The organism is Vibrio sp. MMG023, from assembly GCF_021654215.1.
Lineage (GTDB): Bacteria > Pseudomonadota > Gammaproteobacteria > Enterobacterales > Vibrionaceae > Vibrio > Vibrio jasicida.
Genome location: NZ_JAKFZP010000018.1, coordinates 16,264 through 31,747 on the forward strand (window position 1 = coordinate 16,264; position 15,484 = coordinate 31,747).

Here is a 15,484-nt window from a genome sequence, read left to right on the forward strand (position 1 = left end):
TGATTTCAAAAAGTCGAAGTTACTTGTGGTATGGCTTAGATAGCTCGTGTACCGCTTCCACAAACACACCTGCGTTTTCTGGCGGCACATCCAAGTGGATACCGTGGCCTAAGTTGAACACGTGACCAGTACCTGCATCGCCAAAGCCTTCTAGAATACCCGCTACTTCTTCACGGATACGCTCTGGTGAAGCGTAGAGCATTGATGGGTCCATGTTACCTTGTAGAGCCACTTTATCGCCGATACGCGCTTTCGCGTCTGCAATGTTGATTGTCCAGTCTAGACCTACCGCATCACAGCCCGTTGCTGCGATTTGCTCAAGCCACATACCACCGTTCTTAGTGAACAATGTTACTGGTACGCGACGACCGTCGTTTTCACGAATCAGGCCATCTACAATCTTGTGCATGTATTGCAGTGAGAACAGGTTGTAGTCACGAGGAGTCAGTACACCGCCCCATGTATCAAATACCATCACCGACTGTGCACCCGCTTTAATTTGCGCGTTTAGGTACTCGATAACGCTGTCTGCTAGCTTATCTAGAAGTAGGTGCAGCGTTTGTGGTTCTGCGTACATCATCTTCTTGATCTTGGTGAACGCTTTCGAGCTGCCGCCTTCAACCATATAAGTCGCCAGCGTCCATGGGCTACCAGAGAAACCAATCAGTGGAACGTCACCGTTCAAGTCTTTGCGGATTTGACGCACTGCGTTCATTACGTATTGCAGCTCGCCTTCTGGATCTGGCAGGCCAATCTTTTCTACGTCGGCTTTGCAAGTGATTGGCTTATCGAAAACCGGACCTTCACCCGCAGCAAAACGAAGCTCTAAGCCCATTGCATCTGGGATAGTTAGGATGTCAGAGAACAAGATCGCTGCATCAAGAGGAAAACGGCGTAGTGGTTGAAGCGTTACTTCTGACGCCAACTCCGCATTTTTACACAAAGACATGAAATCGCCCGCTTGCGCACGAGTTGCTTTGTACTCTGGTAGGTAACGACCTGCCTGACGCATCATCCATACTGGCGTGTAATCTACTGGCTCTTTTAAAAGGGCACGCAGATAACGATCATTTTTTAATTCAGTCATTCCGTAATTCCAATTGTTAGGCTTTCTTTGAAAGGGGGTATTCTATCACTGATTTAAGGCTAATAGCTGCGTGCTTTGCAACCTGGATCAAGTTATTAACTTTTAAATCAGTGCTTAATTTGCACCCAATCGGTATCAGTGTTAAAAATTTGTTCGCTAGCGAAAACTACAATTATAAACTGAGTACCCAGTACTCAGCATCTCATAACGACATCTTACTTACCCCCTCCCTCTCGGAGGGTTTTTTTTATCTATTTTTCATCTAATTAGATTCGATATCTTGTCGTGTTTTTTCGATAAGCGCTCGTGCAATCGTCCCTTTTGGCGCGACAGGTGGCATCTCGTCAATGCCAAACCATTGTGCATCAGACAGCTCGGTGTAATCAGGATTCAATTCACCAGACTCGTAATCCGCAAGAAATGCCATCATCATACTCGATGGAAAGGCCCATGGTTGGCTGCCAAAATAGCGAATATTTTTAACGTGTACGCTAGTTTCTTCGTGTATTTCACGAGCGACACATTCTTCTAGGGTTTCTCCCACTTCTAAAAAGCCCGCAATGACGGTGTACATGCCATTTCGATGACGAGGGTGCTGTGCCAACAAAATCTGGTTATCTTTGCGCACAGCGACAATGATGCACGGGAAAATACGCGGATAGTGCAAAGTTCGGCACTCACCACACTGCATCGCTAGCTGGTTGTTATTGAGAAAGTTTCGACCACCACACTGGGGGCAAAAGCGAAGGCTTTGTGTCATGTGCCCATATTGAATCGCTTTGCTGATCAGCAAGAAGAGAGCCTCAGGGAAATGCAGACAATCACGCAGAGACACCAGTTCTAAATCGTGGTCTAAATCCGACAGATTTACCCACATCACTGGGGCATTTTGGTATTCACCTATCTGCCTTGCACTCGCTTCTAGCAGTGAGAACTGCTCTGCATTGCCAAATGGTATAGCACCATCCACCAGCCAAACATCGCTTCCTGAGACAACACACCAATAGGCGTTTTTCGTACGGTTAACTTCACCTTTTCTTAACATTACAGCGTCCCTTTGCTTGAAGTTCATTCATTTTACTGGCAATCTAATTTCATACCAGAGTTTGTCGTTCGCCAAATTTGCAACTATAAATTCTAGTAAGGACAAGAGTTTGTAATCACTTTACTAACTTTGCTTTGCAAAGGATACGTTCGCCAATGGGCGATCAGATCATGAGGGCATGGTCATGCTAAAAAAATTCAAACAAACACAAGACCAATGGGGCGGTTCCAGTGACGTTATTGACCATTGGCTGGAAACGAGACAATCTCTGATTGTCGAATATTGTAAGCTTGCAGCACTGCAACCTTGTTCGAAATCCAATGTCATTGAACTCCCTTCCCCTGACGAACTTCAGCACTTCTGCCAACACCTTGTTGATTATATCTCCGAAGGTCACTTTAAAATCTACGATATGGTGATGGATAAGTGGAAAGCCACTGGCTTTGTCGCGACAGATGAAATAAACCAGACTTACGCGAAGATCGTCCTCACTACTGAGCCGTTGTTGAACTTTACCGACAAATACTCTGATGTTTCAGCCGAAGATGAACTGGCTGATTTTGATGAAGATATGTCTTTGATTGGGGAAATCATTGAGACACGCTTCGCGGTAGAAGACCACTTGATTCAGTTGATTGCCGACAGTTTAGCGATGCCGCCTGGCGCATAGCGAGAAGCGAGAAGCGAGAAGCGAGAAGCGAGAAGCGAGAAGCGAGAAGCGAGAAGCGAGAAGCGAGAAGCGAGAAGCGAGAAAATTCTCAAGGGTTGGCGTATGTACGTCAACCCTTTTTGTTTTTTAGGATTCGGGATTCGGGATTCGGGATTCGGGATTCGGGATTCGGGATTCGGGATTCGGGATTCGGGATTCGGGATTCGGGATTCGGGATTCATTTTGTCTTTTTAGGAACAAATCCTGTCAACGCCCTCTTAGTCAAAATAATTTTCACGACTCTCACACCTCTCGGTTCCTAAAGCGAAGCGCTCTCGAATCTTGGAGCGCAGCGTTCTAACCTTTGCTCCCAAAAACAAAAAAGGCACCCGAGGGTGCCTTTTCTTTTAAGCTCTTAACGATTACTCGTCAGAAGAGAAGCCTGCGTTTAGAAGTGCAGCTAGGTTATCTGTTGCTTGTTCAGCAGATGGACCTTCTTGCGCTTCAGCACGTTTAGCTTGACGATCTTGGTGGTATGCGAAACCAGTACCAGCTGGGATCAGACGACCAACAATTACGTTCTCTTTCAGACCACGTAGGTCATCACGCTTACCAGAAACCGCAGCTTCTGTTAGTACGCGAGTTGTCTCCTGGAACGATGCCGCAGAGATGAATGACTCAGTCGCTAGAGATGCCTTAGTGATACCTAGTAGCTCACGCTCGAAACGTGCAGGCTCTTTGCCTTCAGCTTCTAGGTTACGGTTAGAAATCTTAACTTGTGAGTATTCAACTTGCTCGCCAGGTAGGAACTCAGAGTCACCTGCGTGAGTAATTGTACACTTACGTAGCATTTGACGAACGATAGTCTCGATGTGCTTATCGTTAATCTTAACGCCTTGTAGACGGTAAACTTCTTGTACTTCGTTAGCGATGTACTGAGTTACAGCGTGTACGCCACGTAGACGTAGAATGTCATGTGGAGACTCTGGACCATCTGCGATCACGTCACCACGTTCAACACGCTCACCTTCAAATACGTTCAACTGACGATGCTTAGGAATCATCTCTTCGTAAGCGTCACCGCCGTCACGAGTGATTACTAGACGACGTTTACCTTTCGTCTCTTTACCGAAGCTTACAGTACCTGTGTGCTCAGCAAGAATCGCAGGCTCTTTAGGCTTACGAGCTTCGAATAGGTCAGCTACGCGTGGTAGACCACCGGTGATATCTTTGTTACCGCCAGATTTCTGAGGGATACGTGAAAGTGTATCACCCACACCTACTTCTGCGCCGTCTTCGATGTTTACAATCGCTTTACCAGGTAGGAAGTAGTGAGCTGGCATTTCAGTACCAGGGATCATTACGTCGTTACCTTGCTCATCAACAAGTTTGATAGCTGGACGCATATCTTTACCTGCCGCTGGGCGAGCTGCTGGGTCAGTTACTTCGCTTGAAGATAGACCTGTTAGGTCATCTGTTTGACGAGAAACTGTAACACCGTCGATCATGTCTACGAACTGGATGCGACCTGCCACTTCAGTGATGATTGGCATGGTGTGCGCTTCCCAGTTAGCAACAACGTCACCAGCTGTTACTGCGTCGTTGTCGCCTTTGCTTAGCATCGAACCGTAAGGAAGTTTGTGCTTCTCTTTAGTACGACCGAATTCATCAATGATAGTTAGCTCAGATGCACGAGACGTGATTACTAGCTTCTTATCTTTGTTGATTACGAACTTAGCGTTGTGCAGTTTAACTGTACCAGTTGTCTTCGCTTGGATGCTGTTCTCTGCTGCTGCAGTAGATGCCGCACCACCGATGTGGAACGTACGCATCGTAAGCTGTGTACCCGGTTCACCGATAGACTGAGCAGCGATTACACCTACTGCTTCACCTTGGTTCACTAGGTGACCACGTGCTAGGTCACGACCGTAACACTGTGCACAACAACCGAAGTCAGAATCACAAGTAACTACAGAGCGCACTTTCATGCTGTCTACTGAGTTCTCTTCCATGATCTGACACCACTTCTCATCAATTAGAGTGTTACGTGGGATCAGAACATCTTCTGTACCTGGCTTAAGAACGTCTTCAGCTACTACACGACCTAGCGCTAGCTCAGTTAGTGCAACTTTAACATCACCACCCTCGATGTGAGGCATCATGTCAACACCCTCGTGAGTGCCACAGTCATGTTCAGTTACAACAACGTCTTGAGCAACGTCTACTAGACGACGAGTTAGGTAACCCGAGTTCGCTGTTTTCAGTGCCGTATCCGCAAGACCCTTACGAGCACCGTGCGTTGAGATAAAGTACTGAAGTACGTTTAGACCTTCTTTAAAGTTCGCAGTGATCGGCGTTTCGATGATCGAACCATCCGGACGAGCCATCAGACCACGCATACCAGCTAGCTGACGAATCTGAGCTGCAGAACCACGAGCACCCGAGTCAGCCATCATGTAGATGCTGTTAAACGATTCTTGTTGCTCTTCTTCACCGTCACGGTTAACTACCGTTTCAGATGAAAGGTTTGCCATCATCGCTTTCGCTACGCGATCGTTGGTCGATGCCCAGATATCGATAACTTTGTTGTATCGTTCGCCCGCAGTAACAAGACCAGATTGGTATTGCTCCTGGATTTCACGTACTTCTTCTTCCGCTTCTGCGATTTCAGTGTACTTAGCTGGCGGTACAACCATATCGTCGATACCAACAGATACACCAGATAGTGCCGCGTAAGCGAAACCTGTGTACATGATTTGGTCAGCGAAGATTACAGTGTCTTTCAGACCTAGCTTACGGTACGCCTCGTTTAGTAGGTTAGAGATTTGCTTCTTACCTAGCTTTTGGTTAACGATGCTGTACGGTAGACCAGCTGGCACGATTTGCCATAGCATTGCACGACCGATAGTTGTATCAACCATCTTAGTCTCTGTTGTGCTGTTGCCGTCTTCGTCTACAACTGTTTCTGTAATACGTACTTTAACGCGTGCGTGCAGTTCAGCGGTCTTAGTGCGGTATGCTTTCTCAGCCTCTGCTGGGCCAGAAAGGTACATGCCTTCACCTTTCACGTTGATCTTGTCACGAGTCATGTAGTACAGACCCAATACAACGTCCTGAGAAGGTACGATGATCGGATCACCTGACGCTGGCGACAGAATGTTGTTTGTCGACATCATCAGAGTACGAGCTTCAAGCTGTGCCTCTAGAGTTAGAGGTACGTGAACCGCCATTTGGTCACCATCGAAGTCCGCGTTGTACGCCGCACACACTAGTGGGTGTAGCTGGATCGCTTTACCTTCGATTAGTACTGGTTCGAACGCCTGGATACCTAGACGGTGAAGTGTAGGTGCACGGTTCAATAATACTGGGTGTTCACGGATTACTTCGTCTAGGATATCCCAAACTACCGCTTCTTCACGCTCTACCATTTTCTTAGCAGCTTTGATTGTAGTCGCAAGACCACGAGTCTCTAGCTTGCTGTAGATAAATGGTTTGAATAGCTCAAGTGCCATCTTCTTAGGAAGACCACACTGGTGTAGACGAAGGTATGGACCTACTGTGATTACAGAACGGCCAGAGTAGTCTACACGTTTACCTAGAAGGTTCTGACGGAAACGACCTTGTTTACCCTTGATCATATCAGCAAGAGATTTCAGAGGACGTTTGTTAGAACCTGTGATCGCACGACCACGACGACCGTTATCTAGTAGCGCATCAACAGACTCTTGCAGCATACGTTTTTCGTTACGTACGATGATGTCCGGAGCAGCTAGCTCTAGAAGACGCTTCAAACGGTTGTTACGGTTGATCACACGACGGTATAGGTCGTTCAGATCTGAAGTCGCAAAACGACCGCCATCTAGTGGTACTAGAGGACGTAGATCTGGCGGAAGAACTGGAAGTACAGTCAGGATCATCCACTCTGGGTTGTTACCAGATTGAATAAACGCTTCTACCAGTTTCAGGCGCTTAGTGACTTTCTTACGCTTAGTTTCAGAGTTAGTTGTTTCTAGCTCTTCGCGCATTTGTTCAGCTTCAGCGTGCATATCCATAGAACCTAGTAGGTCCTTGATAGCTTCTGCACCCATCTTAGCAGTGAACTCATCACCCCACTCTTCTAGACGATCCAGATACTCTTCTTCAGTAAGCATCTGAGATTTTTCTAGATCAGTCATACCTGGTTCAGTTACTACGTACATTTCGAAGTAAAGAACACGCTCGATATCACGTAGTGGGATATCCATTAGTAGACCGATACGAGACGGTAGCGATTTTAGGAACCAGATGTGAGCTACTGGTGATGCTAGCTCGATGTGGCCCATACGGTCACGACGAACTTTAGTTTGTGTAACTTCTACACCACACTTCTCACAGATAACACCACGGTGCTTCAGGCGCTTGTATTTACCACAAAGACATTCGTAGTCTTTAACTGGACCAAAGATACGCGCACAGAAAAGACCATCGCGCTCAGGTTTGAACGTACGATAGTTGATCGTTTCAGGTTTTTTAACTTCACCGAAAGACCATGAACGGATCATGTCCGGAGAAGATAGACCGATTTTGATAGCATCAAATTCTTCGGTCTTATGCTGTGCTTTTAGAAAGTTTAATAAGTCTTTCACAATCAGCTCCTGTAAGGAGTTAAAAGGAGCTCACTCGCTAAAGTGAGCACCTTCTACCAAATAATCGCTTTTTGATTCTCTCAACCTTGGTCAAGAGAAAAGAGATTACTCTTCGTCTTCTAGCTCGATGTTGATACCTAGCGAGCGAATCTCTTTCAACAGTACGTTGAACGATTCTGGCATACCAGGTTCCATGCTGTGGTTACCGTCTACGATGTTTTTGTACATCTTAGTACGGCCGTTAACGTCATCCGACTTAACCGTTAGCATTTCTTGTAGAGTGTAAGCAGCACCGTATGCTTCTAGTGCCCATACTTCCATCTCACCGAAACGCTGACCACCGAACTGAGCTTTACCACCAAGTGGTTGCTGAGTTACTAGGCTGTACGAACCAGTTGAACGAGCGTGCATCTTGTCATCAACAAGGTGGTTCAGTTTCAGCATGTACATGTAACCTACAGTTACAGGACGCTCAAACTGGTCACCCGTGCGACCATCAAACAGTTTTAGCTGACCAGATTCTGGTAGGTCTGCTAGTTTCAGTAGCGCTTTAATAGACGCTTCTGGTGCACCGTCAAATACTGGAGTCGCGATTGGTAGACCGCCACGTAGGTTCTTGATCAGAGTACGAACTTCGTCATCAGATAGAGAAGCAATGTCTACTTTCTGGCGAGTTTCGCCTAGATCGTAAACTTTTTGTAGGAACTCGCGGAATTTCGCTAGTTCTTGCTGCTCTTTAACCATCTGGTTGATCTTGTCACCGATACCTTTCGCTGCCAGACCTAAGTGTACTTCTAGGATCTGACCGATGTTCATACGCGAAGGTACACCCAGTGGGTTAAGTACGATGTCTACAGGCTGACCTTTCTCATCGTATGGCATGTCTTCAACAGGGTTGATCTTAGAGATTACACCCTTGTTACCGTGACGACCCGCCATCTTATCACCAGGCTGGATGCGACGTTTAACCGCTAGGTAAACCTTAACGATCTTCAGTACGCCAGGTGCTAGATCATCACCTTGAGTGATCTTGCGACGCTTAGTTTCGAATTTCTTATCGAAGTCAGCTTTTAGCTCGTCCCACTGCTCAGCAAGTTGCTCAAGCTGTGATTGTAGTGCATCGTCTTCTAGCGTTAGTTCTAGCCACTTCTTACGATCAGTTGTGTCTAGTTTCGCTTCAGAGTAACCACCATCGATCAGTACAGCTTTAACGCGGTTTAGAAGGCCACCCTCAAGAATCTGGAATTCTTCAGTTAGGTCTTTCTTCGCTTCTTTAAGCTGCATTTGTTCGATTTCAAGCGCACGCTTGTCTTTCTCTACGCCATCGCGAGTGAAGACTTGAACGTCGATAATCGTACCTGATACAGAGTTAGGTACACGTAGTGAAGTATCTTTAACGTCAGATGCTTTTTCACCGAAGATTGCACGTAGTAGCTTCTCTTCAGGCGTTAGCTGAGTTTCACCTTTAGGTGTTACTTTACCAACTAGGATGTCGCCACCCTTAACTTCAGCACCGATGTAAACGATACCTGACTCGTCTAGTTTAGACAGAGCAGATTCACCTACGTTTGGAATATCAGCAGTGATCTCTTCAGAACCAAGCTTAGTATCACGCGCCACACAAGTAAGTTCTTGGATGTGGATAGTCGTGAAACGGTCTTCTTGAACTACGCGCTCAGATACTAAGATCGAGTCTTCGAAGTTGTAACCGTTCCAAGGCATGAACGCGATACGCATGTTTTGACCAAGCGCTAGTTCACCAAGGTCTGTTGAAGGACCATCAGCAAGAACGTCACCGCGTGATACAGGTTCACCTGGCATCACACATGGGCGCTGGTTAATACATGTGTTCTGGTTAGAACGTGTGTATTTAGTTAGGTTGTAGATGTCGATACCAGCTTCACCTGGTACTAGCTCTTCTTCGTTCACTTTAACAACGATACGAGAAGCATCTACTGACTGGATTACACCACCACGTTTAGCAACTGCAGTTACACCTGAGTCAACTGCTACGTTACGTTCAATACCAGTACCAACAAGCGGTTTGTCAGCTTTCAGTGTTGGAACTGCCTGACGTTGCATGTTCGCACCCATCAATGCACGGTTCGCATCATCGTGTTCTAGGAACGGGATAAGCGAGGCAGCGATAGATACAACCTGGTTTGTCGCAACGTCCATGTACTGAGCGTGCTCACGAGGGTGTAGACCAGATTCACCTTTTTGACGAGCTGTGATCAGCTCATCTGCAAAACCGCCTTCTTCAGTTAACGCAGCGTTAGCCTGTGCGATAACGAATTGGCCTTCTTCGATTGCAGATAGGTAATCTACTTCGTCTGTTACAACACCATCTACAACGCGACGGTATGGCGTCTCTAGGAAACCGTACTCGTTACAACGCGCAAACGCAGATAGAGAGTTGATCAGACCGATGTTTGGACCTTCCGGCGTTTCGATAGGACATAGACGACCGTAGTGAGTTACGTGTACGTCACGTACTTCGAAGCCAGCACGCTCACGAGTTAGACCGCCAGGACCCAATGCAGAAATACGACGCTTGTGCGTTACTTCTGATAGCGGGTTGTTTTGGTCCATGAACTGTGAAAGCTGTGAAGAGCCAAAGAATTCTTTAACAGCTGCAGAGATTGGTTTCGCGTTGATCAGGTCTTGAGGCATGATTGCGTCAAGATCGCCTAGGCTTAGACGCTCTTTAACTGCACGCTCAACACGTACTAGACCTACACGGAACTGGTTCTCAGCCATTTCGCCTACAGAACGGATACGACGGTTGCCAAGGTGGTCGATATCGTCCACTTCACCTTTACCGTTACGGATCGCGATAAGCTTCTTCATCACTTCAACGATGTCTAGCTCGTCAAGTGTGCCTTGCTCTTGAGCATCTTCACGGCCGATAGAGCTGTTGAACTTCATACGACCAACAGTCGATAGATCGTAACGCTCTTCAGAGAAGAATAGGCTTTCGAATAGTGCTTCTGCAGCTTCTTTTGTTGGTGGCTCACCAGGGCGCATCATGCGGTAGATTTCTACCAGTGCAGAAATACGATCAACAGTGCTGTCGATACGTAGTGTTTCTGACATGAATGGACCGTGGTCTAGATCGTTGGTGAACAACGTTTCTAGTGATTTGTGGCCAGCCTGAGATAGGTTCGCTAGTGCTTCCAGGCTAATTTCCTGGTTAGCGTTAACAATGATCTCGCCTGTTGCTTCGTTGATGTAATCTTTCGATGCAACTTTACCAACGATATACTCAACTGGTACTTCGATGTGATCAACGCCATCTTTTTCTAGTTGGCGGATATGACGAGCTGTTACGCGACGACCTTGCTCAACGTAAGTTTTACCGTTCGCTTCGATGTCGAATGACGCAGTTTCACCACGTAGACGATCAGGAACCAACTCCATTAGTAGAGTTTGGTCTTTCACTTCGAAGTTCACTTTTTCGAAGAAGATATCTAGGATTTCTTCTGACGTTTTACCAAGTGCACGAAGGATGATCGAAGCTGGTAGCTTACGACGACGGTCAATACGTACGTATAAGTTATCCTTAGGATCGAACTCAAAGTCTAACCATGAGCCACGGTAAGGAATTACACGTGCGTTATATAGAACTTTACCTGAAGAGTGGGTCTTACCCTTATCGCTGTCGAAGAACACGCCTGGGCTTCGGTGCAGCTGGGATACGATAACCCTCTCGGTACCGTTAATTACGAAGGTACCATTGTCTGTCATAAGCGGAATTTCGCCCATGTAGACTTCTTGTTCTTTAATGTCTTTTACAGTACCTGCTGGTGCGTCTTTATCAAAGATTACTAGACGTAGTTTTACGCGTAGTGGCTTTGAGTAAGTTACACCGCGGATTTGACATTCTTTAACGTCAAAAACTGGCTCACCAAGACGGTAGCTAACGTATTGCAGCTCAGAATTGCCGTTGTAGCTCTGAATTGGAAATACAGAACGGAAAGCAGCTTCAAGACCGTATTGACCTTCAGGATCCTGTTCGATGAATTTGTCGAACGAATCGAGCTGGATCGATAGCAGGTATGGAATGTCCAAAACTTGTGGACGAGTACCAAAGTCCTTACGGATGCGCTTTTTCTCGGTATAAGAGTAAACCATGGGGTTCCTCAGCTCGCTGATAAGTGACCCAAACCGTCCGCCCGCACCTAGTTACTTAAGGGGGGTAAGGGACAGTGACTAAATAGCTGTTTACTGTAGTGACATTTCATTGCGTAGGAATGAAATGTTTTTTGCATAGACATGAGACGCTTAAACAGCGGGAAAATTCGCTCATGCCCTACAGCGCAAAAAGGCCGGTGGTTAAAAAACCACCAGCCATTAGCCGTTAGGCTATGAAATTAAGTAATAATTACTTAACTTCAACAGAAGCGCCTGCTTCTTCTAGCTGAGCTTTAAGAGCTTCAGCTTCAGCTTTCTCAACGCCTTCTTTTAGAGGTGCTGGAGCGCCGTCTACAAGAGCTTTAGCTTCTTTAAGACCTAGGCCAGTTGCGCCACGTACTGCTTTGATAACAGCAACTTTGTTGCCGCCAGCTGCAGTTAGGATTACGTCAAATTCAGTTTGCTCAGCTGCAGCTTCGCCGCCTGCTGCGCCACCTGCAACTACTGCAGCAGCAGCAGTTACACCGAATTTTTCTTCCATAGCTTCGATTAGTTCAACAACTTGCATTACAGACATTTCTGCAACTGCGTCTAGGATTTGCTCGTTAGTAATAGACATAACAATTCTCTTTTAAGTCAACAATAAGTTTATTTTGCAACCAGTAAAAAGCAAGGCTTAAGCCGCTGCTTCTTCTTTTTGATCGCGGATAGCAGCGATAGTACGTACCAGCTTGCCAGCAGAAGCTTCTTTCATGCACATCATTAGGCGTGCGATTGCTTCGTCGTAAGTTGGTAGTGTTGCTAGTACTTCAGCGTCAGTTAAAGCGCCTTCAAATGCAGCAGCTTTGATCTCGAAGTCTTTGTTCTCTTTAGCGAAGTCTTTGAAAAGACGCGCTGCAGCACCTGGGTGCTCATTAGAGAATGCGATTAGCGTAGGACCAGTGAAAGTGTCAGTTAGACACTCGTACTCAGTACCTTCTACCGCACGACGAGCAAGAGTGTTACGAACAACTCTCATGTAAACGCCAGCTTCGCGAGCTTGTTTACGTAGAGAAGTCATCGCGCCAACTTGAACGCCACGAGAATCAGCTACAACTGCAGAAAGTGCACCACTGGCAGCTTCGTTGACTTCAGCAACAATTGCTTTTTTGTCTTGAAGGTTTAAAGCCATCTTGGATTTACTCCTGGTTGTCGTTACACCACTCACTATCATCACGACAGTGAGAGCTATTTAGGTGCTTCCCAGAAGAAAGTTAACTATTTACATAGAGCTTTCTGTCAGTTCGGGCACCATCTACGTAGGATAATTAAGCTTGTTTTGACACAAACACCTACGGTCTTGGACGGAGACTGGGTCTTAATTCATTTCGAACTAGGAGACAGTTCAAAGAACCAAAGTTCAGCCCCAACCACAAATATTAGGCGCAAAATTATACACAAATTTTGCGCCTAAGCAAATAAATTATGCTTGAGTGTTCAGGCTAGCCTGATCAACTGCAACACCAGCACCCATCGTAGTAGAGATGCTTACTTTCTTCAGGAAAGTACCTTTCGCTGAAGATGGCTTAGCTTTCTTCAGAGCAACTAGAAGTGACTCTAGGTTCTCTTTGATCTGCTCAGCAGAGAAGTTTGCTTTACCGATAGTAGTGTGGATGATGCCGTTTTTGTCGTTACGGTAACGAACCTGACCAGCTTTAGCGTTTTTAACTGCTTCAGCAACGTTAGGAGTTACAGTACCAACTTTAGGGTTCGGCATAAGACCGCGAGGACCTAGGATAGTACCTAGTTGACCTACAACGCGCATTGCATCTGGAGAAGCAACAACTACGTCAAAGTTCATTTCGCCTTTCTTCACTAGCTCAGCTAGATCTTCCATACCTACGATGTCTGCGCCAGCTTCTTTAGCTGCTTCAGCGTTTGCACCTTGAGTGAACACTGCTACGCGGATGTCGCGGCCAGTACCGTGAGGTAGTACAGTTGCACCACGTACGTTCTGGTCAGATTTACGAGCATCGATGCCTAGGTTAACAGCAACGTCTACAGACTCAACGAATTTAGCAGTAGCTAGTTCTTGAAGAAGAGCAACAGCTTCGTTGATTTCGTATTCTTTAGTTACGTCAACTTTTTCGCGGATTACGCGCATGCGCTTAGTTAGTTTTGCCATCTTATTAACCCTCTACCACTAGGCCCATTGAACGAGCAGTACCAGCGATAGAACGCTTCATCGCTTCGATGTCAGCACCAGTCATATCAGCAGCTTTAGTTTCTGCGATTTCTTGGATTTGAGCGTCAGTTACAGTGCCCACTTTTTCAGTGTTTGGACGACCAGAACCAGACTTAACGCCAGCAGCTTTCTTAAGAAGAACAGCAGCAGGTGGAGTCTTAGTTACGAACGTGAAAGAACGGTCGCTGTATACTGTGATAACTACTGGAGTTGGTAGACCTTTCTCAATAGATTCTGTTTTTGCGTTGAACGCTTTACAGAATTCCATGATGTTCACACCGTGTTGACCTAGAGCAGGACCAACTGGTGGACTTGGGTTCGCAGCGCCAGCAGCAACTTGTAGCTTGATGTAAGCTTCAACTTTCTTAGCCATGATATTTCCTAAAGTTTGGGTTCTAACGCTAGTCTGCTGACCAGCTCCCCGTTTACGTAAAAACTCTTTACTTCATGAGAAGTAAAAAGGCGCGAAATTATAGTCATAATTCGCGCCTTAGACAACCCTTAAAAAGGTGTTTTTTTAATCAAGTTTTTCAACTTGACCAAATTCAAGCTCAACTGGTGTTGCACGACCAAAGATCGATACAGACACTTTCAGGCGGCTCTTCTCGTAATCTACTTCTTCAACAGTACCATTGAAGTCAGCAAATGGACCTTCGTTAACACGTACCACTTCACCCGCTTCGTACATTGTACGAGGACGAGGAGACTCACTCGCTTTCTCAAGACGGTTAAGAATCGCGTCAGCTTCTTTATCTGTGATAGGTGCTGGACGGTCTGAGGTACCACCAATGAAGCCCATGACACGCGGCACACTGCGTACTAGGTGCCATGATTCATCGTTCATAATCATCTGAACAAGGACGTAGCCTGGGAAAAACTTACGTTCAGATTTACGACGCTGACCCGCGCGCATTTCCACTACTTCTTCAGTAGGAACTAGTACTTCACCGAATAGCTCTTCCATTGCGTGCATTTTGATATGCTCACGTAGAGATTGAGCTACACGACCTTCAAATCCAGAGAAGGCTTGAACTACATACCAGCGTTTTTTTGGAGCTTCACTCATGAATCACTACCCTCTATACCCCAGTTGCTAGAGCAACTAAACGAACCATGATGCCGTCAATTCCCCATAGCACTAGAGCCATTACAATACTTACAGCTAAAACAATCAGTGTTGTTTGCATGGTTTCTTGGCGTGTAGGCCAAACAACCTTACGAACTTCCATACGAGATTCTTTTGCAAAACTGATCGCTGCTTTACCTTTAGTCGTTGTCGCTGCAACGCCTAGGGCAGCTGCAATAAGAACAACAACGCCTGCAGCACGAACAACTACAGACATCTCACCATACAGGTAATTACCCACAACAGCGGCCGCTGCTAATACGAAAGCGGCAATCCACTTAAACGTATCTGCTGCGTTTGAGCTATCAGGAGTTTCAGCATTATTTGCTTTCATAAACCAACCTGTCACAAGTCTTAATATAGACGACAATAACCCCGCTGTTGCAGGGCAAACTCCATATCGCTGAAAAAATCAGCGCTACTCTCTTAAGATTAAGCTTCTCTGCCTAATCTTGCTCTACTCTCAACCAAATTCTGAACAAGAAAACAGCTAAAATAATGTTGAGCGCAGAAAAAGGGCATCAAATGATGCCCTTTTTGATACTGGTTCGTCAAATCTAATTCAAGATTTTCCGAAGACATTCGTTAATTCGT

11 protein-coding genes are annotated in these 15,484 nt (G+C 46.1%); 1 reads left to right on the top strand and 10 read right to left on the bottom strand.

All coding sequences use genetic code 11. The features are described from left to right. Positions 1-19: 19 nt before the first annotated feature. Both hemE and nudC read right to left on the bottom strand, forming a co-directional pair. Positions 20-1,087 carry a uroporphyrinogen decarboxylase gene (gene hemE, locus L1076_RS26185; protein ID WP_005433634.1) on the bottom strand — a complete coding sequence of 356 codons (1,068 nt, stop codon included), beginning with the start codon at positions 1,085-1,087 and terminating at the stop codon, positions 20-22. A 262-nt stretch (positions 1,088-1,349) separates the two neighbouring features. Further along, a complete protein-coding gene (gene nudC / locus L1076_RS26190) occupies positions 1,350-2,132 on the bottom strand; it encodes an NAD(+) diphosphatase (protein ID WP_237304774.1) in 783 nt (260 codons plus the stop codon). A gap of 178 nt (positions 2,133-2,310) precedes the next feature. Here nudC and L1076_RS26195 point away from each other — a divergent pair, with 178 nt between their 5' ends. Beyond that, positions 2,311-2,802, top strand: coding sequence for an Rsd/AlgQ family anti-sigma factor (locus L1076_RS26195; protein ID WP_005434886.1), 492 nt, complete (start codon positions 2,311-2,313; stop codon positions 2,800-2,802). A 401-nt stretch (positions 2,803-3,203) separates the two neighbouring features. Here L1076_RS26195 and rpoC read toward each other — a convergent pair whose 3' ends face one another. The 8 genes from rpoC to secE form a co-directional block, all read right to left on the bottom strand. Next, positions 3,204-7,406: a DNA-directed RNA polymerase subunit beta' gene (gene rpoC / locus L1076_RS26200; protein WP_005440564.1), complete on the bottom strand. Its 4,203-nt coding sequence runs from the start codon at positions 7,404-7,406 to the stop codon at positions 3,204-3,206. Between the two features lie 105 nt (positions 7,407-7,511). Beyond that, positions 7,512-11,540, bottom strand: coding sequence for a DNA-directed RNA polymerase subunit beta (rpoB, locus tag L1076_RS26205; protein WP_009705466.1), 4,029 nt, complete (start codon positions 11,538-11,540; stop codon positions 7,512-7,514). A gap of 250 nt (positions 11,541-11,790) precedes the next feature. After that, complete coding sequence (rplL, locus tag L1076_RS26210) at positions 11,791-12,159, bottom strand: 50S ribosomal protein L7/L12 (RefSeq protein ID WP_005440561.1); 369 nt, start codon at positions 12,157-12,159, stop codon at positions 11,791-11,793. Between the two features lie 57 nt (positions 12,160-12,216). Continuing rightward, positions 12,217-12,711 (bottom strand): 50S ribosomal protein L10, encoded by a 495-nt coding sequence (gene rplJ, locus L1076_RS26215; RefSeq protein WP_005440560.1) that lies wholly within the window; start codon positions 12,709-12,711, stop codon positions 12,217-12,219. 291 nt (positions 12,712-13,002) lie between these two features. Further along, the gene (rplA, locus tag L1076_RS26220; protein WP_038873427.1) at positions 13,003-13,704 is read right to left on the bottom strand and encodes a 50S ribosomal protein L1; all 702 of its coding nucleotides are present in this window, start codon (positions 13,702-13,704) and stop codon (positions 13,003-13,005) included. A gap of 4 nt (positions 13,705-13,708) precedes the next feature. Further along, positions 13,709-14,137 carry a 50S ribosomal protein L11 gene (gene rplK, locus L1076_RS26225; RefSeq protein WP_005440554.1) on the bottom strand — a complete coding sequence of 143 codons (429 nt, stop codon included), beginning with the start codon at positions 14,135-14,137 and terminating at the stop codon, positions 13,709-13,711. 144 nt (positions 14,138-14,281) lie between these two features. Then, positions 14,282-14,830, bottom strand: coding sequence for a transcription termination/antitermination protein NusG (gene nusG / locus L1076_RS26230; RefSeq protein ID WP_005440551.1), 549 nt, complete (start codon positions 14,828-14,830; stop codon positions 14,282-14,284). A gap of 13 nt (positions 14,831-14,843) precedes the next feature. Further along, positions 14,844-15,224: a preprotein translocase subunit SecE gene (secE, locus tag L1076_RS26235; RefSeq protein WP_005440549.1), complete on the bottom strand. Its 381-nt coding sequence runs from the start codon at positions 15,222-15,224 to the stop codon at positions 14,844-14,846. Positions 15,225-15,484: the final 260 nt, after the last annotated feature.